Consider the following 19,101-nt stretch of genomic DNA (forward strand, 5'->3'; position numbering starts at 1 on the left):
ACTGATCGTCGCGCGCCGGCTGCGTAAAGTTTCGTCGTGCAAGGGCGAGCCCGATCGCCCGGAGCTTGCGAGGATACGGACATGACGCAGGTCTATTTCCACTGCTCGAACACGCGCGGCGTGTTGATGGATCGCCGCGGCACCTCGGTGACGAGCCTCGCCGAGGCCTGCGAGGCGGCGACCCGCATGATGCGCTCGCTGGTCGCAACGGTCAGTCTGGAAGACTGGCGCGACTGGGCCGTGCATGTCAGCGACGAGGACGGCGAGGAGATCGTCATCCTGCCCTTCGCATTCGTTCTCGGCAAACCGCACTGAGAGCGAGCCATGCTGTCGCTGCAGTCATCATTGACGTCTCTGCGCCGCGGCCTGAACGCGATCACGACCGGCTGGCAGAACTTGATCGAGCGTATGCGCGATCCCTACCGGCCCGAGTTGCACTACATGCGCGGGCCGGGCCCCAGATGGCGTGCGAAGCATCCCGTCCGCGCGGCGTCGGCCGGTTGAACGCCGCGATCCAATTTAGAACGATCCCAGGAAATCGCGCTGACAGCCGGGACGCATCGTCGCAGGTCCCGGACGCGCTCGTTGCGAGAGCGCAACACGATCAACGATAAGTCCAACACTGGACGGGTTCTAATCGCCGCGTGGCTGCGTGCATCCTTCATCGTGTTAGTGACGACAGGAATGGAGACTGGAATAGGTAGCGAAGTTGACTGCGACGACCAAATCCCTGCGGCGATGGGGCGCCGTCCACAAATGGACCAGCCTGATCTGCACCTTGTTCATGCTGCTGTTGTGCATCACCGGCCTGCCGCTGATCTTCCATGACGAGATCGACGATCTCCTGCACAGCCAGGTCAAGCCGGCCGAGGCGGCGGCGGGCACGCCGCCGGCCAATCTGGATCATCTGCTCGCCAACGCGCTCGCGCAGGCGCCGGGCAAGGTGCCCCATTTCCTGATCTGGGATCGCGACGAGCCCGGCGCGATCTGGGTCAGCGTCGGCCCGACGATCGACGCCGATCCGACCAACAACCTCCTGGTCCGGATGGACACGCATACCGGCGCCTATCTCGATTCCCCCGACGTGACCGGCCGCTTCACCTACATCATGCTGAAGCTGCACACCGACATGTTCGCGGGCCTGCCCGGAAAACTGTTCCTTGGATTGATGGGGATCCTGTTCTGCGTCGCGATCATTTCCGGCATCGTCGTCTACGCGCCGTCGATGCGAAAGCTGCGCTTCGGCGCCTACCGCGCGCAGCGGAGGCGCGTCGTGCGCTGGCTCGACATCCATAATCTCGCCGGCATCCTGCTGGTCGCCTGGACGCTGGTGGTTGGCTTCACCGGCGTCATCAACACCTGGGCCGACCTCGTGCTCAAGATGTGGCAGTCCGGCCAGCTCGCTGAAATGACCGCGCAGTATCGCGACCGTCCGGTGCCGTCGAAGCTGACCTCGCTGAATGGGGCCGTCGAGGTTGCCAGGCATGCGGTGCCGGGAATGACGCCGAGCTTCGTCGCGTTCCCGGGAACCCTGTTCAGCAGCAAGAGCCACTACGCGGTGTTCCTGCACGGCGATACGCCGCTGACCTCGCGGCTGCTGAAGCCCGCGCTGATCGATGCGGAAACCGGTGATCTGACCGACAGCCGCGACATGCCCTGGTATGTGTCGACGCTTTACGTCTCACAGCCGCTGCATTTCGGCGACTACGGCGGCATGCCGCTCAAGATCGTCTGGGCGCTGCTCGACATCCTCACCATCTTCATCCTCGTCACCGGCGTGTATCTGTGGCTGCGCCGGCGCAAGGCCGGCGTGAGCCAGGACCGCGCCATCGCCAACGCCGCCTCCATCGACAACCCCGCGCTCACGTCGTGACATCAGCATGGTCGCACATCGTTCGTTGAGCCAGATCTTCGCCGCTCCGCTCGTCATTGCGATCGTGAGCACGGTGGGATTGATCAGCGCGCTGGTCGGAGACGGCTGGTGGGATGCCGTCTCCTGGGTGGCGCTCGGCCTGCCCGTGCTGCTCTATCTGCTGTTCATCTGGCGGCGCCGGCCGAATTGATCGGAATATGCGCATCCCTGCGGTGTCTCAACCGCGGAGATGCGCGGCAAGTCGACCAGGAAATCGAGCGGGAAATCGAGCAGGCAATCGCCGCCACGCAAATGCCTGGCGTGCGGCATCGCGCCGGTGCGAGCACCGCAGATCATCTGCCACGGCTGCGTCGGTTCGGCGACGGCGATCGAGGTCGTTCGCAAATCCAGAGTCGCGCCGGCGCCGGTCAAGAAGCGCGAGGCGGCATCGATCCGACGCTCGCCGAAGAAGCGGCGGCTTCGTCCCCGCCGTCCGAGCGACTAGGGCGAGAAGCGCGGGCGGCCTTCGCGATCAATTACGACGAAAACCCCGGCCGAGACGGTCGACCAGCGTGACCAGCATTACAATTGTAGCGGGTGCAATCCTGGTAAATGCCCCGACACTCGGAGGATGGTATTTGCTTCAAGGACAGGCAGTCGCGATATCGCGCACGACAGGTATTTGTGCATTGCCGTTTAGCGGTCTGCGCCGCAGCGAAGGTGAGTGAGGCGAGATCGGCGTCGCGCGCGTTGAGTGTTCCCGTGCTCGATGACAGAAACACTGCGAAGAGTACGCAGATGAAGGCAACCGACCGCTTGGTACATTTCATGGCCCAGCACCCTTTAGGTCGAAAAACACAGGAGTTTGGAGTGACGCCGCAGTTCGTCATTGAAGTACAGGCTTTATTCATCCGCAACAGCTTCTAACGGTTTTGCCATGTCTCGAAGTCGCCAGTTACCTAAAACGCCGCGCTACTAAATTTCCGCAAAATCTCACCCGGTCTGCTGCAGCGGCGGTTGCGTCCACTTGCCTTCCGTTGCTGCTTCTTTCGGCCAGTAGAGACGCATGATCATGGAGAAGGGCCCCTTTGGCGCGGGCAGCCAGTTGGCTTCCTTGTCCTTGCCGGGGGATTGGTTTTGGACAATCAGCGTCAACCCGCCATCGGCGTCGCGTTTGAGCTGCGGCAGCATCGGTGAATTAATCAGATAGCGATTGAGCGGATTGGCGACGAGCAGGCTCTGAGGTTCATCATACATCGTCAGCGACCAAAACGCGTTGACGGGTGGCAACTGGCCCGGCGCAAAGCGCAAGGTGTAACGATTGGCACCGTTCAGCTTCTGCTTCGCTGCATCCACGTAATAGGTCGGATACATCGCCTCCTGCTTCGAATTGCCGTAGATGCCGAGTGCGGCCGCCCCCATGCGGTAGAGATAATTCCCTTTCAGATACTGCCGCGTACCGAAGACATCGCCGGAGGACACCTTCCCTTCCTCAACATCTTTCTTCAGGCCAGCGAGGGCAGCCCAAGCGTCGGCCATGCCCTGCTCGATGGCCGTCTTGATCTCGGGCGAGAGCTTGCTCGCGTCAAAGGTCTTGCCCGCGCCGACGCCGATCTTGGCGAAGCGCGCCATGAGTTCCTCCTCGGACGGGACCGTCGGGCAGAACTGCAGGACGAAGTTCAGGATATTGAAGAACTGTGGCGAGGTCTTCTCTTCTGCGGGCGTGAGCGGCTTGATGAAATCAATTGCCGGCGCCGCCTTGGGTGCCGGTTGCCCGAGAAACGCGGAGAGCGTCTGTACCTTGTAGCCGGCCTGGACCTTCTTCACGTTCTCGATATCGGCCGGATCGAAGAGCTGTGTGCGATACGTTGGGAACGCCAGTTCGGTCTCGCAGTGAAAGACCTTCTCGACGCCCTTGGGCGCATCACCCTTCCATCCCGGTCCTGCGAGCAGGAAGCTGCCGCCTCCGTTGCCGCTCGTTCGGGTTCCGATGTAGTCGAAGTTGAAGGTGTAGTAATCGATGAGCTGGACGCTGAAATAGCGCTCCTTTCCCATCGCCGGCACGGTAAGTACGAGAGGTTCGGAACGCAGGTCCGCGCCGACAAAGGAGTAAGGCGTGTCCGAGTTGGGTGTCTGGATCGCCGTGTCAGCGGGCGTGAAGACACGAGCGCTGTTCCAGATCTGATTCCAGGGCCCCTTGTATTCCGGGGTCGTCTTATCGACCCAATAGGCATGCTGGATTCGGTAGTTGTCAACGATCGGGAAGCCGTAAACGTAGGCTTCCTTGGCAATGGCACGCGCCTCCGCAGGATTGACGCTAACTTGTGCGTTGGCTGCCGTGAAGTGGACCACCGGGAGCACGGCAACCGCGCCCATAAAGCCTCTTCGAGTAATGGCTTTCATGTCTGACCCCTCCATCTCGCTGTTCGGCGCTGGATGCGCCTAGTTGGCTGCCACCGCGATTGCCGGCGGCTTCCAGGTGCCGTTACCGGGAGGCAGAACCGACGGGGCTTCGGTCTTCGGCCAGTACAGGCGCATGACAAGATAGATGTCCCCGTTCGGCGCGGGTAGCCAATTGGATTCCTTGTCGGCGCCGGGCGATTTGTTCTGGATGTATAGCGTCAACGAACCGTCGGCATTCTTCTTCATGCCCGGCAGCATCGGCGAATTGATCAGGTACCGGTTGATCGGATTCTCGATCAGCAATTGCGTCTTGCCGTCGTACATGGTCACCGACCAGAAGGCGTCCACTGGCGGCAACTGCCCGGCGGGGAAAGTGAGTGTGTATTGGTGCTTTGATCCGTCGAGGACCTCGCCGTCAGCAAGCGTCTTCGCCATTGGATAGACGGCCTCGGCCGCGTCGTTGCCATAGATGCCGCCCTTGGCGGCGGCAGCGCGCTTCAGCCAGTCGCCGCTGTAGAATTGCCTGTCTCCGAACAGCGACCCGATTTTCCATCCGTTGACGTCCTTCTCACCGCTGGCGAGATACTTCTCGACCCTCTCTTCGCCGTCCTTCATCCCTAGCCCGATTTCGATCTTGTGGGTCAGCGGAAGGTCCTTGAAGTCAAAGGTCTTGCCGGCCCCGACCCCAATGCGCGCGAGCTTGGCGCGGATTTCTCTTTCTTCCGGTCCCGCCGGCGCGAATTGGAGAGCAAAGTCGAGATACTCAAAGAAATTTTTCTTCACCATCTCCTTGTCGATCTTGGGAAAGTCCACTGCGGCTGCGGCGACCGTAGCCGGTTGCTTCAAATAGGCCGACAGCCGCTGCACCTTGTAGCCGGCCTGGACCTTCTCGACATTCGGCATGTCTGCAGCATTGAAAAGCTGCGTACGGTAGGCAGCGGCAGAAAACTGCGTCGTGGACCGGAATACCTTCTTGATACCGGGGGGCGTTGCACCCTGCCAGTCTGGTCCAACGACCATGTAGTCACCGGCCTCGCTGCCGGTCGCGCGGCTGCCGATATATCCGTAATTGAACGTGTTGCCGTCGCACAGCATCACTGAATAATAGCGCGTCGTCTCGACGGCCGGGACGGACAACACGATCGGCTCAGCACGCAAATCCATGAATAACAAGGAATACGGCGTATCGCTATTGGGAGTGACGACCGCCGTGTCCTTGTATGTATAGACACGCGCCTCGTTTTTGATCTGATTGAACGGCGCCTTGTATTGCCCCGAGTTCTTGTCCACGGAATACTCGTACATCACCGCGTAGTTCATCACGATGGGTAGCCCGTAGATGAAGCCTTCCTCGGCGATGGCCTTGGCCTCACGGATGTCGGGCCATTGCGCCAGCGACACGTTCGGCGTCAATGTGCATATCGAGCCCGTCAGGGCGGCCACTAACACTCTCAGGGCGCGGGCGAATGTGTTCATGAATTCCCTCCCTTGTTATCCGACGTTGCCATATGACCAAGGATCGGCGTGAACGATAGCGATCACTCCCAGAAAAGTAGCTTCTATTGATTATTGATCGTCCGAACGCTTGGCTGCCAACGTGCTACGCAGCCGCCAAAAACCAGGCGCAGTTTGCCGCTTTGGAGCTTCAGGTTACATCGGAGTTTTAGGTTACATCGCGGTACACGCCTCTACAAGGGGTTGCGGCGGGCTCCGGTTGCGGCAGCGTTATCTGAAACGGGTCAAAGGCCGTCGACGGCGGCCGAGCCGAGTAGCATCCGCTTCACCTTCAGAAGCGGGCCTTTATGAATACACACCCTAGCTGCCCGTTCGACGCCTAGATCAACGCTTCCGCGCGCAGCGTCGTTTCGATCTCGCCGAGCACGCGCGCCAGCCGTTCGGCCCATGCCGTCTCGCCGGCCTGGTCGGAGATAAGGTCCTGGCGGATCTCGATGCCGGAATTCATCAGGCCGCGCTTCTCGCCATGCACGGGGATCGTGTAGTCGGTCTCGTCGCTGACTGCATAGGGCTCGTTGTCGCCGACCACGAGATCGCCCTCGCTGCGCAGATGCTTCAGCAGCAGCGGCGGCAGCGCCTTGTCGCGGTGATAGAGCGTGCCGATGTGCCAGGGACGCGCGATGCCGGCGTAGACCGGCGTGAAGCTGTGCAACGACACCAGCACCGTCGGAATGCCCTGACGCGTACGTTCGTCGATGATCTCGTCGATGCGTTGGTGATAGGGATCGAAGATCTGCGCGCGGCGCATCTCGGCGGCTTCGCGCGACAGGCCTTCATTGCCGGGAACGGTGGTGGCTTCGCTGATCAGCGGGACCGCGCTTGCGACATGCGGCGGACGATTGCAGTCGATCACGAGCCGCGAGTAGCGCTGCGCGATCAGGTGCGCGCCGAGCAGGTCGGAGAGCTGGGTCGCGACGCCGGCGATGCCGATGTCCCAGGCAATGTGCCGGACGAGCTCGCTTTCAGGCAGGCCGAGGTCGCCGAGCGGGGAGGGAATCAGCCTGCCATAATGATCGCAAGTCAGAAGGAACGGCGAGCGGCCGCCAGGATTATGTTCAAGAACCGGTGAAACATCGGTGTTTGTCAGCAGAAAGAACGGGCCACCGGCGTGATTCAAGGGCTTTTTCCTCAACTTTGCCTATTCAAGGGGCATGCTGGTTTGGAATCAAGCAGCATTCTCTATAGATTTAGCGGCCCAGATCACGATGATTGTTTGAAGATGCCGCTCCTGACTATCCATCACAAGACCGTTTATCGCTATGCGCGCCCGGTGGCGTTCGGCGAACACCGCATCATGCTGCGCCCCCGCGACGGCCATGATCTGCGCGTGCTCGACAGCGCACTTGTGATCGACCCGCAGCCGATGTCGCTGCGCTGGATCCACGACGTGTTCGGCAACAGCGTCGCGATCGCCACCTTCGACGAGCGCGCCGACACGCTGTCGTTTGTCTCGACCGCGACGGTGGATCACAATCCGGCCGACAGGTTCGCGCTGACGCCGGACGACGCCGCCTACTTCTATCCATTCCTCTACGACGACGAGGAATTCCCCGATCTGCAGCAGTTCATCACGCCGCAATATGGCGACCCCAACGGCGAAGTGTCGGCCTGGGCGCGGCGTTTCCTCGATGTCGAGGCGCCGACGCTGACGTTCAAGATTTTGAGCGACATGACGCATGGCATTCGCGAGGCGTTCAGCTATCGCAAGCGCTACGAGCAGGGCACCCAGCATCCGCTCGATACGCTGCGGACGAAGTCCGGCACCTGCCGCGACTATGCGCTGTTCATGATCGAGGCGCTGCGCCGGCTCGGCATCGCCGCGCGGTTCGTCTCCGGCTATCTCGCAATGCCCCCGGGCAGCGCGCACGGCTATGTCGGCGGCGGCTCGACCCACGCCTGGGTGCAGGTCTATCTGCCGAGCGCCGGCTGGATCGAGTTCGATCCGACCAACGGCATCGTCGGCACGCGCGACCTGATCCGCGTCGCGGTGGCGCGCGATCCGCGCCAGGCGGTGCCGCTGCATGGCGTCTATCTCGGCGCCGCGGATGCCTTTCTCGGCCTGGACGTCGACATCAAGGTCGTCTCGGTCGGTGAGAATGCGGCGGAGCGGGAGACGGCCTGACGATGCAGATCAAGGTCGGCTTCGAGATCACGTACACGGCTCCGCAGCCGACCCCGATGGTGATCATGCTGTCGATCCATCCATCGCGCTACGCCGACATCGTCGGCACCGAGAGCATTGCGACCGAGCCGGATGTCCCGATCGGCCTCTATCGCGACGGCTTCGGCAATGTCTGCGGCCGGCTGGTCGCCCCTGGCGGTGGCGTCACCTTCCGCGGCAGCGCGCTGGTGCGGGATTCCGGGCTGGCTGACATCGTCAATCCGGCGGCACAGCAGGTTCCGATCGAGCAATTGCCTGACGACATGCTGCTCTATCTGATGCCGAGCCGCTATTGCGAGACCGACAAGCTGACCGATGTCGCCTGGTCGCTGTTCGGCAACACGCCGCAGGGCTGGGCGCGGGTGCAGGCGATCACCGATTTCGTGCACCACCATGTGACGTTCGGCTACGAGCACGCCCATCACATGAAGTCGGCGCATGACGTCTACGAAGGCCGCGCCGGCGTCTGCCGCGACTTCGCGCATCTGGCGCTCACCTTCTGCCGCTGCATGGGCATTCCGGCGCGCTACTGCACCGGTTATCTCGGCGACATCGGCGTGCCGCCTGATCCGGCGCCGATGGATTTTTCCGGCTGGTTCGAGGTCTATCTGTCCGGCCAGTGGTACACTTTCGATGCCCGCCACAACACGCCGCGGATCGGCCGCATCCTGATGGCGACCGGCCGCGACGCCGCCGACGTCGCGCTCACCACGAGCTTCGGCCGCATGACGCTGACGAAGTTCGTCGTGGTGACCGATGAGGTGGTGGCCTAGCGTCCCCCGGGTTTTTCTGTCATTCCGGGATGGTGCGTCAGCACCAGACCCGGAATCTCGAGATTCCGGGTTCGATACTTCGTATCGCCCCGGAATGACTCGTTAAACACATGACCTCCGACCTTCTCTTCGTCTACGGCACGCTGATGCGCGGCTTCGACCATCCGATGGCCAAGCTGCTCGCCGGCAATGCCGAATTCCTCGGGCCGGCGCAGTGCCGCGGCCGGCTCTATCTGGTGAAGCATTATCCGGGCCTCGTCGTATCGGACGATCCCGCCGACATCGTGCACGGCCAATTGTTTCGCCTCCGCGAGCGCGAGCCCATGCTGCGCGAATTCGACATGTACGAAGCCTGCGGCGAAGGCTTTCCGCCGCCGACTGAATATGTTCGCGAGATGCTCAAGGTCACGCGCGCCGATGGCAGCGTGAGCGAGGCGTGGACCTATCTCTACAACTGGCCTGTCACCGAACTGCCGCGGATCACGTCAGGGAAGTTTCTGGAGCACTAGCGCTCGTGTCCCGGGCGCACTGCGTGCTGCGCAGCGTCCGGGGCACAAGATCTCAGATTTCCCGCTCGACGCGGATGTCGACCTCGCGCTCGACATAGCTCCACTCCTCGGTCGCGCGCAGCATGCCGACCAGCTCGTCGAACAGGCTCGCGTGCTCAGGCGCGAATTCGAACCAGGTCAGAAAGTCGAAGGGCATGCCGAGGTCGCGGGCGTGAAACAGCTGGCGGGCGATCGCGGGGAGGAATTTCAAGGTGCCGGCGATGTGGTGCGACTTGTCCTCAAAGATCTCGCGGCGCTCCGGCTGCGTCAGCTCCCACCACGCCGCGGATTTCCTGATCGGGATCAGCGCCGCGTGCGTCGCCTCGCTGCGGCCGAGCCCGGCCTGCACGGCGGCGAGCTTCTCGCGCTCTTCCTTCTCGGTGTAGCGCAAATAGCTGGCGACGCCGGCGAGCCGCCAGGAGGTCTGCGCCGGCAACAGCGGCAGCGCGATCGAGTCGCTCGCAACGATCGAAAGCGCCGGGACCTTCGGCAGCGTCTCGCCCTTCACCCGCGTGATGGACGTGACCTGCCAGCCGCCGCTCTGTCCGCCTCTGAATGTCGTGAACATGGCCTATCCAATCCCGGAAGCGGGGAGGGGGCAAGCTTGCCGTGCAAGCTCTCCACCGTGGATTCGGGGGTAGCCCGCTCGACGGAGCCGTGACAGACCAGGCCTGTGAATAGCCCGGAAAAGCCCCACATTGTTCGGCATGCCCGATCGTGCCGCTATATGGCTAACCGGTTGTCCGCGATTCGTCGCCCGAGCCCAGAATCACCCTGATGCGTTTCACGCCCGAATTCCTCGATGAGCTGCGCGCCCGGCTTCCGGTTTCGGAAGTCGTGGGCAGGCGCGTCAAGCTCAAGAAGGCTGGGCGGGAGTGGAAGGGGCTGTCGCCGTTCCAGCAGGAGAAGACGCCCTCGTTCTTCGTCAACGACCAGAAGCAGGCCTGGTTCGACTTCTCGTCCGGGCTGAACGGCAACATCTTCGATTTCCTGATGAAGACGGAGGGCGTGACTTTCCCCGAGGCGGTGGAACGTCTCGCCGCGATGGCGGGTGTCCCGCTGCCGGCCGTGACGCCCGATGCGGCGCGGCACGAGCAGCACCGCCGCACCCTGCACGACGTGATGGAACTGGCGACAAAGTTCTTTGCCGACACGCTGGCCTCACGCAACGGTGCCAAGGCGCGCGGCTATCTCGCCGACCGCAGCATCTCGCCGGCGACCCAGCTCCAGTTCCGGATGGGCTATGCGCCGCCGGATCGTTTTGCGCTGAAGGAGCATCTCGGCGCGCAGGGTATCTCGACCGAGGACATGGTGGAGGCCGGGCTGCTGGTGTCCGGCGAGGACAAGCCGGTGCCGTTCGATCGCTTCCGCGACCGCGTCATGTTCCCGATCACGGATGCCCGCGGCCGCGTCATCGCATTCGGCGGCCGCGCGCTGGAGAAGGACGTTCCGGCAAAGTACCTGAATTCGCCGGAAACCCCGCTGTTTCACAAGGGTGACAATCTCTACAATCTGTTCACCGCGCGCCAGGCCGCGCACGATGGCGCGCAGCTGATCGTCGTCGAGGGCTATGTCGACGTCATCGCGATGGTCACCTCGGGCTTTCCCGGCGCCGTCGCGCCGCTCGGCACCGCGCTGACCGAGAACCAGCTGGCGATGCTCTGGAAGATGGTGGACGAGCCGATCCTCTGCTTCGATGGCGACCGCGCCGGCCAGAAGGCTGCCTATCGCGCCGCCGACCTTGCCTTGCCCCAGCTCAGGCCGGGAAAGAGCCTGCGTATTGCGCTGCTGCCGGAAGGGCAGGACCCCGACGATCTCGCGCGCTCGGGCGGCCGCGGCGCGATCGAGGATGTGATCGGCGCCGCGAGGCCGCTCGCCGAAATGATCTGGTCGCGCGAGATCGAGGGCGGCAATTTCGACACGCCCGAGCGCCGCGCAGCACTCGAGGCACGGATCGGCGAGCTCACCAATGGCATCCGCGACGAGGTCGTGCGCCGCTATTACCGGCAGGATTTGCAGGAGCGGCTGCAACGCAACTTTGCTCCGGAGGGGGGACGCGGTGGTTATGGCCGCGGCGGCTACGGCAACAGGGGCAATTTCGGCGGTGGCCGCGGCGGCGAATCACCCCGCCAGTTTGCCCCCCGCGGCCCGGGTCAGGGCGGCCGGTTCGGCGCCAAGGGCGGCGGCACCCCCGGGTTTTCACGGGGCCCCTATCAGGCCGCGAGCCAGCAACTGGCCAACAGCCCGATCATGCGCGGCCAGCGCAGCGCGATCTCGAGCCGCGAGGCCCTGATCCTGCAATCCCTGATCAATCACCCTTGGCTGCTGCACGACCATCTCGAGGAGGTGGCGGCCCTCGAGCTCGCCCATCCCGAGGCCCACAAGCTGCGGGCCGCGATTATCGCCGCCTTTGCCCACGACCATCACCACTCTCCGGACGTCGAGGAGCAGGCCGAGAAGATGCGCTCCGACCTCGAGGCAGGCGGATTATCGCAGATTCTTCAAAGGGTTGAGCGGGCGATCACAACCCAGGCGGTGTGGGCGGCGCAGATCGGCGCCGCGCGCGAGGATGTTTTATCGACCTGGCGTCAACTCGTTGCCTTGCATCAGAAAACCCACGCCTTACTTAGGGAAAGAAAAGATGCGGAAGCCGCCTTGGCTGAAGACTCCAGCGAGGCCAATCTGGCATGGTTGCAGGATATCCAGGCCCGGATGGCAGAAGCCGATGGGACCGAAGCCCTGATTGAAGGGTTCGGCGAATTATCGGGCCGGTTCCAGCGTAATGTCTGATAACAAAAATGCTGCGGACGGCGCTGGCCGCACCCGCAAAAAGACTCGCCAAATCCATGGTTTGGCTGCAAAAACAGGGTTAAGCGAAACTTAATAGCCTCGCGGCTATTTCAAGATGGAAACCGTCGAGACGGATCAGAGGGGTGGCGAGATTATGCGCCGCCCTTTGTGCGTCGAGAGAGTAAATCTAGATTTCGTGCGGATGCGCGTGCGTGGCGCCATTTTGCATGACCGCGTTTCGGGAGCTTAGTGAATGGCCACCAAGGCAAAGACGCTGCAGGTTAAGGACAAGGAAAAAGACGACAAGGCAGCGGATGCTCCTGAGAAGGATGCCGCTGACGCGCCGTCGCCGTTGCTCGACCTGTCGGATGCCGCGGTGAAGAAGATGATCAAGCAGGCCAAGAAGCGCGGCTTCGTGACCTTCGATCAGCTCAACGAAGTGCTGCCCTCCGACACGACCTCGCCCGAACAGATCGAAGACATCATGTCGATGCTCTCGGACATGGGCATCAACGTCACCGAGGCGGATGATAGCGAGGGCGAGGACGAGAAGGACGACGGCGACGACGAGACCGACAACGAGCTCGTCGAGGTCACGCAGAAGGCCGTCACCGAGGTCAAGAAGTCGGAGCCCGGCGAGCGCACCGACGATCCCGTGCGCATGTATCTGCGCGAGATGGGCACGGTGGAATTGCTCTCCCGCGAGGGCGAAATCGCCATTGCAAAACGCATCGAGGCCGGCCGCGAGGCGATGATCGCGGGCCTCTGCGAAAGCCCGCTGACCTTCCAGGCCATCATCATCTGGCGCGACGAGCTCAACGAAGGAAAGATCTTCCTTCGCGACATCATCGATCTCGAAGCCACCTATGCGGGCCCTGAGTCGAAGGGCGGCATCAATCCGAACCTGATCGGCAACAACGGTGCCGAGGGCGCCGCCGCTGAAGGCAATGGCGGCGACGTGCAGGCCGGCGCGCCGGCCCATGTCGCGCCGCCCGCAGCGCCGCCGGCGCCGACCCCGTTCCGCGCCGCGCCCGCCGGTGGCGAAGCCGGCGTTGAGGAGAAGGATCCGGCCGAAGCCGCCGCCGAGTCCGACATGGACGACGACGAGTTCGAGAACCAGATGTCGCTCGCCGCCATCGAGGCCGAGCTGAAGCCGAAGGTGGTCGAGACCTTCGACAAGATCGCATCCGAATACAAGAAGCTGCGCCGCCTGCAGGAGCAGGACATCGCCAACCAGCTGCAGAGCGAGTCGCTGTCGCCCTCGCAGGAGCGCAAGTACAAGAAGCTGAAGGACGAGATCATCGTCGAGGTGAAGTCGCTGCGCCTCAACCAGGCCCGCATCGATTCACTGGTCGAGCAGCTCTACGACATCAACAAGAAGCTGGTCTCGTTCGAGGGCCGCCTGCTGCGCCTCGGCGACAGCCACGGCGTCGCGCGCGAGGACTTCTTGCGCAACTACCAGGGCTCGGAGCTCGATCCGCGCTGGCTCAACCGTGTCTCCAAGCTGTCGGCCAAGGGCTGGAAGAACTTCGTTCATCACGAGAAGGACCGCATCAAGGACCTGCGCCACGAGATCCAGTCGCTGGCGGCGCTCACCGGGCTCGAGATCGGCGAATTCCGCAAGATCGTGCACGGCGTGCAGAAGGGCGAGCGCGAGGCCCGTCAGGCCAAGAAGGAGATGGTGGAAGCCAACCTCCGTCTCGTGATCTCGATCGCCAAGAAGTACACCAACCGCGGCCTGCAGTTCCTCGACCTGATCCAGGAAGGCAATATCGGCCTGATGAAGGCGGTCGATAAGTTCGAATATCGCCGCGGCTACAAGTTCTCGACCTACGCCACCTGGTGGATCCGGCAGGCGATCACCCGCTCGATCGCCGACCAGGCCCGCACCATCCGCATTCCCGTGCACATGATCGAGACGATCAACAAGATCGTCCGCACCTCGCGCCAGATGCTGAACGAGATCGGCCGCGAGCCGACCCCGGAAGAGCTCGCCGAGAAGCTCGGCATGCCCTTGGAGAAGGTCCGCAAGGTCCTCAAGATCGCCAAGGAGCCGCTGTCGCTCGAAACCCCGGTCGGTGACGAAGAGGATTCGCATCTCGGCGATTTCATCGAGGACAAGAACGCGATCCTGCCGATCGACGCCGCGATCCAGTCGAACCTGCGCGAAACCACGACGCGCGTGCTGGCCTCGCTCACCCCGCGCGAGGAGCGCGTGCTGCGCATGCGCTTCGGCATCGGCATGAACACCGACCACACGCTGGAAGAAGTCGGCCAGCAGTTCTCGGTGACGAGAGAGCGCATCCGCCAGATCGAAGCCAAGGCGTTGCGCAAGCTGAAGCACCCGTCGCGGTCGCGGAAGCTGCGGTCGTTCCTCGACAACTAATTCGGGTCGTCATGCCCGGGCTTGACCCGGGCATCCATCGAAACAAGAACGGCGGGCCCAGGCCCGCCGTTTTTTGTTTGTCCGGTCACCAACACCGTCGTCATTCCGGGGCGGCGCGTAGCGCCGAGCCCGGAATCCATCGGGCCGCAGGTTTCGTGGTGAAATGGATTCCGGGCTCGCGCTTCGCGCGCCTCAGGTACGCAATTGCGCACCGGTGAATGACGAGGGAGAGATGCGGCGTGGCGTCTGTCGCAAACGGCGGGACCCGCGCCGCTATTTCTTCTTCGCGCCGACGCGCTCGATGGTCTTGATCTCGAGCTGCGGGCGGCCGCCCTTTTCGGCGATCTCGCGGTCCTGCTCGCGCAGGAAGGCGCGCACCGGCTCGTCGCCGTCCAGCCCGCCCAGCAGCTCCGATGGCACGCGGCGGTTGGAGCGCTGCGAGCCGTCTTCATAGAAGACGTTGAAGAAGGCGAATTCGCCTTTGGGATTGGTTCCGGGTTTTTTCGGCATGGGCGGCTTGTCCCCGATCAGGCCGCCGCTGTCAAAGCAAATCGCACGGATCTCCGCGCCGATCTGCCCTGCGCTAGTGGAGAATAAAGGTTCTTGCAAAGCGGTCACGACGCAATTGCGCACCGATGCATCCGTGGGTTGCCACGACGCTTGTGTTAGATACTATGCTCTAATTCGCTATAACGAGATTTCGCAGTTGCCCGATAGCGACCTGCGAGCAAACGCTGAGAAAGTCTTTGGGGAGCAGTATGCTAGAGTTGGGAGTTATCAATTCGGTCCCGTTGAAGGACCTTTGGTCTGGAGAAGCCACGCATTTTACACCGTGGCTTTCTCAAAACTTGGATATCCTAGCGCAGAAGCTAGGGATGGACCTCGAACTTGAAAGGACTGAGGCTTCTGCTGGAGAGTTCGCGGCGGACATCGTTGCAAGAGATCTATCCACTAACCACCTAGTAGTTATTGAAAACCAATTCGGAAACACGGATCACCGTCATCTTGGGCAGCTGATAACCTACTCGTCAGTCCTCGGGGCCGGCGTGGTTGTTTGGATTGCGGAAAACATCCGCACAGAGCACAAGGCTGCGATTGATTTTCTCAATCAGAATCTGAAGGAGAGCTTACAGCTTTATGCTCTAGAGGCTTCTGTTATGCGTATCGACGATTCGAAGCCCGCGTTCGTTCTCAATATCGTCTCGCAACCTACAGAGCCGACGATCGCCGCGCGTGATAGCGGCCAGACGATATCTGAAACGCGTGAGCGATATCGTATCTACTTTCAGACTCTGATCGATGAGCTGCGGACCAAGTACGGATTCACCAACGCTCGTGCAGGGCAGCCGCAGAATTGGTATTTTTTTGCCTCCGATAACTCACGCATCTACAAGTACGGCACGAGCTTCGCCAATGGCGACCGAGTACGCGTAGAGGTCTATTTGGACTGCGGTGACAAGTCGAAAAACGAGCTGCTGTTCGATTGCTTGCGAGGTCAAGAAGAAGCAATTGAGAATGATTTCGGATCAAAGCTAACATGGGAGCGTCTCGACGAGCGGCGAGGCTGTCGGATTGCCACTTACCACGACGGGAATATCGACGCTGATTCTGAGCAGCTGGCAGAAATCAGAGAGTGGACGATCGGTTGCCTACTCAAATTGAAAGCGGTTTTTCCTCAGCGGATCGAACAATGCCTATCGCAGATTCCGGCCGATTCTGCCCAGGCGAGCGCTGCCATTGGGTAGTGCCAGCGATTTGTGTTGCGGCTCCGATCCTAAGCCGATACGGGCATGCCTCAGCCCTCGAACAGCACGAACGCCGCCCACACGCTCGCGTCCCTGGCGCCCGCGACCTTACCGTCGCGCGCATCGCGCCGGGTCTGGCGCAGCGCATCCGAATAGGTCAGGCCCTCGCCAGGTGCTCATAAAAGCGCACGGTGAAATTCGCGGTGCCCTCGTCGGCGACCGGCCACAGCGTCAGGAGCGCACGCCGTGCGCCGGCGATGCCGAGCGCGGTCGGCAGGCCGCGCAGGCCGCTCACAAAACTCTCGTCGCCGCGGCCGGTCTCGCAGGCCGAGAGCACCAGCAGGTCAAGGCCGGACAGGTCCCAGTCCATCACTTCGAAGGCATAGAGATAGCCGTCCTTCTCGTCGCGCAGCGGCCACCGGCTGTCGCCGGCGCCGGACAGCACGATGCCGCTCTGCCAGAGCGTATCGAGGCCGGACGCCGTGCTGTCGTGATAGAAGCCGTGCGTCGCCAGATGTGCGATACGGGCCTTGCTGATCGCCGCGCGCAGCGCGGCTTCGCTGACGCCGCGCCCGGTCAGAATCTCGACCGGCGCGCCGCGCGCGCGGGCGAGTTTTGCGATCGCATCGATCTCGGTCTTCGTGCCGGGCAGCGGCATCGGCCCCGGCTGGCCGTATTCGATGCCGCCGGCGAGCAGCATCGCGCCCGTCCGGTCGAGCGTCTCGCGCGCATGGATCGCGATCAGCGCGTCGGGGCTGGTCAGCATCCGGATCGTGGTGCGGTCCTCCAGCAGGCCGCCGTCGGCGCCGGGCAGCAGGGAGAACGGCACGGCAAACAGGAAGCCGTCCGGCACCACATAGAGCGTGGTCTTGTCCTTCAGGGCAGGCTCCAGCGGCGCGAACAGCCGCGCGCGCAGGGTCTGGAAGCGGCCTTTGTTGTCGAGCGCCTTGTCGTCGGGCGCCCTGGTGTCTGCTGTCTTGTCGTCCGCTGTCTTGGCGTCGTGATCCGGCGCGACGGCTTGCGTCGTACGCAACCGCGCGATCTCGGTGCGCACGCCGGTGTCGACCATGCGGCCGGGATCGCCGAGATCGACCACGCGCGGCTCGCTCGTTGCGGTCTCGACGATGGCGTAGAGCACGGTCGCGGCAAGCGGCTCCTTGGACTGGCGATCCGCCTTCCATTGCCGCGTGATGAAATAGTCGATGACCGCTTCCTGCGGCGCGAGCAGCTGTGACGGACGGATCGGGTCTTGCGGCAGCTTCACGCCGATCGCGTCGAGCCGCTTGCCCAGCGCCTTCTCGGCCGCGTCCTGCCGCTGCCACACGGACCTCGCCCAGTCGTCGATATTGCCCGATGAGAACAGCTCCTGCTTCTCGCCGTTGAGCCGCAACGCCGCGCGCAGCAGCGCCGCGGTCTCCTCGTCCTTGCCCGCCATTTGCGTCTCGAGCTGGCGCAGCGCCGTGGCGTCGCCGCCGCCGAGCGTCTTCCAGCGCAGCACGGCGGCGGCAAAGGCCGGCTGTGCCACCGACGATCCGGCGGAGGTGGCGAAACGGCCGAACGCGAACAGCAGATGGTCGGCATGGGCGCGGATCGCCTCCGCGACGGCGCGATCGCCTGATGTGCCGACCTCGCGCTTCATCCAGTCGAACATCTCGCGGTCGAGCGCGGTGAACGCGCGCACGGCGCGGTTCGGATCGATCGGGATCAGGGCAACCGCGATGCCGAGCTTGATCTCGAAGCTGAGCGGATGCTGCGCGGTGAAGGCGCGGGTCGAGATCGCCAGCGCGGCCTCGCGCAGCCGCATGCCCGCATCTCGTTCGCCGCGCTGCTCGCGCTTGCCGGCCGCCAGCACCGCGGCCTTGATGCGCAGGAAATCCGCGAAATTCGCCTCATTGGCGACGATCGCCTCCAGTCGCTCCAGGTCGGCTGGCGACATCGCGGCGTCGCCGGTGGCGAGCATGTCGGTGTAGAACAGCCACGCATCGGCCTGGCCGGCGAAGCTCGGATCCTTCGGCGCGAGCACGATCGCGATCGCGCGATGGCGGCGGAAATAGCGGCGGGCGTCGTCAAAGCGTCCGAGATTGAGGAAATCCTGTCCGGCGTTGTTGACCGTCACCAGCGTGTTGAGATGGTTCTCGCCGTAATGCTTGGCGCGCTTCTCGATCGCGAACAGATCGAGCTCGAGCGCCTTTGCCGGTGCGCCGATCTCGCGCAGCATGTCGGCATAGTTGTTGGCGAGCTTCCAGGTGGTGCGATGGTCGGGCCCCAGCGCCTTCTCGGAAAGCTCGAAATTGTGCCGGCCGAGGTTGGTCGCCGACGCCGCCGAGCCGTTGGCCGAAAGCGCGACCGCGAGCTTGTCGTTGGCGATCAGCGATTCCTCGGAGCCCTCGCCCCAATAGGCGTTGAACGCGGCGACCGCCTTCATGTAGAGCGGTACCGCCTCCGCGATCCTGGCGTGGTCGGATAGGAGAATGGCGTACATGAGGAGCACGTCGGCATTGCCGGGCGGCGATTGCGCGGCCGCCTTGCCCTGGAACGCCCGCACGAACAGCTTCTCGGCGAGGTCGTCGCGTTTCACCGCGCGCAGCGTGGCCGTCGCGTCGAAATATTGCTCCATGACGAACTGCGCGTCGTCGAGCCCGTCGGCGGCGTCGAGCGCGGCAAGCAGTTGCGCGTAGCCCGCGTCGAACTTGCCGCCGCGCGCCAGCGCGATCGCGTTCTTCATCTGCGCGGTGACCGCCTGCGTGCTCCCGGTGCCTTGCGCCGGCGCTCGCTTGGCGCGGGCATCCTGCGCGGTGGCAGTGCCGACTGTTCCGGTCAGTGCCGCGCCGAGCGCGAAGATGATACTAAGCGATGCGGCAGCCCTGCACGCGCGTACGAAACCCCCGGTGATCGTCATCGATGGCGCATCCTCATCGTGCCGTCCGT

Annotated in this window: 17 protein-coding genes; 11 read left to right on the forward strand and 6 right to left on the reverse strand. The window is 63.1% G+C overall.

Annotation, left to right across the window (positions count from 1 at the left end):
- Positions 1 to 81: 81 nt before the first annotated feature.
- The 5 genes from AAFG13_RS33640 to AAFG13_RS33660 all read left to right on the forward strand — a co-directional run bounded on the left by AAFG13_RS33640 (position 82) and on the right by AAFG13_RS33660 (position 2,779).
- Positions 82 to 315, forward strand: coding sequence for a hypothetical protein (locus AAFG13_RS33640; RefSeq protein WP_097671814.1), 234 nt, complete (start codon positions 82 to 84; stop codon positions 313 to 315).
- 9 nt (positions 316 to 324) lie between these two features.
- A complete protein-coding gene (locus AAFG13_RS33645; RefSeq protein ID WP_212313319.1) occupies positions 325 to 504 on the forward strand; it encodes a hypothetical protein in 180 nt (59 codons plus the stop codon).
- Between the two features lie 280 nt (positions 505 to 784).
- Complete coding sequence (locus AAFG13_RS33650) at positions 785 to 1,873, forward strand: PepSY-associated TM helix domain-containing protein (RefSeq protein ID WP_342713446.1); 1,089 nt, start codon at positions 785 to 787, stop codon at positions 1,871 to 1,873.
- A 7-nt stretch (positions 1,874 to 1,880) separates the two neighbouring features.
- The gene (locus AAFG13_RS33655; protein WP_176529339.1) at positions 1,881 to 2,063 is read left to right on the forward strand and encodes a hypothetical protein; all 183 of its coding nucleotides are present in this window, start codon (positions 1,881 to 1,883) and stop codon (positions 2,061 to 2,063) included.
- 587 nt (positions 2,064 to 2,650) lie between these two features.
- Positions 2,651 to 2,779, forward strand: coding sequence for a hypothetical protein (locus AAFG13_RS33660; RefSeq protein WP_342709438.1), 129 nt, complete (start codon positions 2,651 to 2,653; stop codon positions 2,777 to 2,779).
- A gap of 66 nt (positions 2,780 to 2,845) precedes the next feature.
- On the opposite strand, the gene AAFG13_RS33665 is transcribed toward AAFG13_RS33660, so the two are convergent.
- The 3 genes from AAFG13_RS33665 to AAFG13_RS33675 form a co-directional block, all read right to left on the reverse strand.
- Complete coding sequence (locus tag AAFG13_RS33665; protein WP_342709440.1) at positions 2,846 to 4,255, reverse strand: DUF1254 domain-containing protein; 1,410 nt, start codon at positions 4,253 to 4,255, stop codon at positions 2,846 to 2,848.
- Between the two features lie 39 nt (positions 4,256 to 4,294).
- Positions 4,295 to 5,731 carry a DUF1254 domain-containing protein gene (locus tag AAFG13_RS33670; RefSeq protein WP_342709441.1) on the reverse strand — a complete coding sequence of 479 codons (1,437 nt, stop codon included), beginning with the start codon at positions 5,729 to 5,731 and terminating at the stop codon, positions 4,295 to 4,297.
- A gap of 358 nt (positions 5,732 to 6,089) precedes the next feature.
- Positions 6,090 to 6,887: an N-formylglutamate amidohydrolase gene (locus AAFG13_RS33675; protein ID WP_342709442.1), complete on the reverse strand. Its 798-nt coding sequence runs from the start codon at positions 6,885 to 6,887 to the stop codon at positions 6,090 to 6,092.
- Between the two features lie 102 nt (positions 6,888 to 6,989).
- On the opposite strand from AAFG13_RS33675, the gene AAFG13_RS33680 reads away from it, so the two are divergent.
- The 3 genes from AAFG13_RS33680 to AAFG13_RS33690 all read left to right on the forward strand — a co-directional run bounded on the left by AAFG13_RS33680 (position 6,990) and on the right by AAFG13_RS33690 (position 9,213).
- The gene (locus tag AAFG13_RS33680; protein WP_342709443.1) at positions 6,990 to 7,892 is read left to right on the forward strand and encodes a transglutaminase family protein; all 903 of its coding nucleotides are present in this window, start codon (positions 6,990 to 6,992) and stop codon (positions 7,890 to 7,892) included.
- Positions 7,893 to 7,894: 2 nt separating this feature from the next.
- Complete coding sequence (locus AAFG13_RS33685; RefSeq protein WP_212313305.1) at positions 7,895 to 8,704, forward strand: transglutaminase family protein; 810 nt, start codon at positions 7,895 to 7,897, stop codon at positions 8,702 to 8,704.
- Between the two features lie 110 nt (positions 8,705 to 8,814).
- Positions 8,815 to 9,213 (forward strand): gamma-glutamylcyclotransferase family protein, encoded by a 399-nt coding sequence (locus tag AAFG13_RS33690; RefSeq protein WP_342709444.1) that lies wholly within the window; start codon positions 8,815 to 8,817, stop codon positions 9,211 to 9,213.
- A 52-nt stretch (positions 9,214 to 9,265) separates the two neighbouring features.
- Here the strand turns inward: AAFG13_RS33690 and AAFG13_RS33695 are convergent, their stop codons facing one another.
- On the reverse strand, positions 9,266 to 9,820 hold the full coding sequence (locus AAFG13_RS33695; RefSeq protein WP_342709445.1) for a chlorite dismutase family protein: 555 nt from the start codon (positions 9,818 to 9,820) through the stop codon (positions 9,266 to 9,268).
- 209 nt (positions 9,821 to 10,029) lie between these two features.
- On the opposite strand from AAFG13_RS33695, the gene dnaG reads away from it, so the two are divergent.
- Both dnaG and rpoD read left to right on the forward strand, forming a co-directional pair.
- Positions 10,030 to 12,042, forward strand: coding sequence for a DNA primase (gene dnaG, locus AAFG13_RS33700; RefSeq protein ID WP_342709446.1), 2,013 nt, complete (start codon positions 10,030 to 10,032; stop codon positions 12,040 to 12,042).
- Between the two features lie 253 nt (positions 12,043 to 12,295).
- A complete protein-coding gene (rpoD, locus tag AAFG13_RS33705; protein ID WP_092124161.1) occupies positions 12,296 to 14,428 on the forward strand; it encodes an RNA polymerase sigma factor RpoD in 2,133 nt (710 codons plus the stop codon).
- A 273-nt stretch (positions 14,429 to 14,701) separates the two neighbouring features.
- On the opposite strand, the gene AAFG13_RS33710 is transcribed toward rpoD, so the two are convergent.
- Positions 14,702 to 14,938, reverse strand: coding sequence for a hypothetical protein (locus AAFG13_RS33710; RefSeq protein WP_212313298.1), 237 nt, complete (start codon positions 14,936 to 14,938; stop codon positions 14,702 to 14,704).
- 365 nt (positions 14,939 to 15,303) lie between these two features.
- Here AAFG13_RS33710 and AAFG13_RS33715 point away from each other — a divergent pair, with 365 nt between their 5' ends.
- Positions 15,304 to 16,173: a DUF4268 domain-containing protein gene (locus tag AAFG13_RS33715; RefSeq protein ID WP_342709447.1), complete on the forward strand. Its 870-nt coding sequence runs from the start codon at positions 15,304 to 15,306 to the stop codon at positions 16,171 to 16,173.
- A gap of 157 nt (positions 16,174 to 16,330) precedes the next feature.
- On the opposite strand, the gene AAFG13_RS33720 is transcribed toward AAFG13_RS33715, so the two are convergent.
- Entirely contained in the window at positions 16,331 to 19,072 is a 2,742-nt protein-coding gene (locus tag AAFG13_RS33720) for a CHAT domain-containing tetratricopeptide repeat protein (RefSeq protein ID WP_342709448.1), read from the reverse strand.
- Positions 19,073 to 19,101: the final 29 nt, after the last annotated feature.

The organism is Bradyrhizobium sp. B124, from assembly GCF_038967635.1.
Taxonomy (GTDB): domain Bacteria; phylum Pseudomonadota; class Alphaproteobacteria; order Rhizobiales; family Xanthobacteraceae; genus Bradyrhizobium.

Coding starts and splice junctions, on each gene's coding strand:
- rpoD (WP_092124161.1), top strand. CDS start 12,296: ATGGCCACCAAGGCAAAGACGCTGCAGGTTAAGGACAAGGAAAAAGAC.
- AAFG13_RS33715 (WP_342709447.1), top strand. CDS start 15,304: ATGGACCTCGAACTTGAAAGGACTGAGGCTTCTGCTGGAGAGTTCGCG.
- AAFG13_RS33670 (WP_342709441.1), bottom strand. CDS start 5,731: ATGAACACATTCGCCCGCGCCCTGAGAGTGTTAGTGGCCGCCCTGACG.
- AAFG13_RS33710 (WP_212313298.1), bottom strand. CDS start 14,938: ATGCCGAAAAAACCCGGAACCAATCCCAAAGGCGAATTCGCCTTCTTC.
- AAFG13_RS33650 (WP_342713446.1), top strand. CDS start 785: ATGCTGCTGTTGTGCATCACCGGCCTGCCGCTGATCTTCCATGACGAG.
- AAFG13_RS33645 (WP_212313319.1), top strand. CDS start 325: ATGCTGTCGCTGCAGTCATCATTGACGTCTCTGCGCCGCGGCCTGAAC.
- AAFG13_RS33680 (WP_342709443.1), top strand. CDS start 6,990: ATGCCGCTCCTGACTATCCATCACAAGACCGTTTATCGCTATGCGCGC.
- AAFG13_RS33640 (WP_097671814.1), top strand. CDS start 82: ATGACGCAGGTCTATTTCCACTGCTCGAACACGCGCGGCGTGTTGATG.
- AAFG13_RS33655 (WP_176529339.1), top strand. CDS start 1,881: ATGGTCGCACATCGTTCGTTGAGCCAGATCTTCGCCGCTCCGCTCGTC.
- AAFG13_RS33685 (WP_212313305.1), top strand. CDS start 7,895: ATGCAGATCAAGGTCGGCTTCGAGATCACGTACACGGCTCCGCAGCCG.
- AAFG13_RS33665 (WP_342709440.1), bottom strand. CDS start 4,255: ATGAAAGCCATTACTCGAAGAGGCTTTATGGGCGCGGTTGCCGTGCTC.
- AAFG13_RS33695 (WP_342709445.1), bottom strand. CDS start 9,820: ATGTTCACGACATTCAGAGGCGGACAGAGCGGCGGCTGGCAGGTCACG.
- AAFG13_RS33690 (WP_342709444.1), top strand. CDS start 8,815: ATGACCTCCGACCTTCTCTTCGTCTACGGCACGCTGATGCGCGGCTTC.
- AAFG13_RS33720 (WP_342709448.1), bottom strand. CDS start 19,072: ATGACGATCACCGGGGGTTTCGTACGCGCGTGCAGGGCTGCCGCATCG.
- AAFG13_RS33660 (WP_342709438.1), top strand. CDS start 2,651: ATGAAGGCAACCGACCGCTTGGTACATTTCATGGCCCAGCACCCTTTA.
- dnaG (WP_342709446.1), top strand. CDS start 10,030: ATGCGTTTCACGCCCGAATTCCTCGATGAGCTGCGCGCCCGGCTTCCG.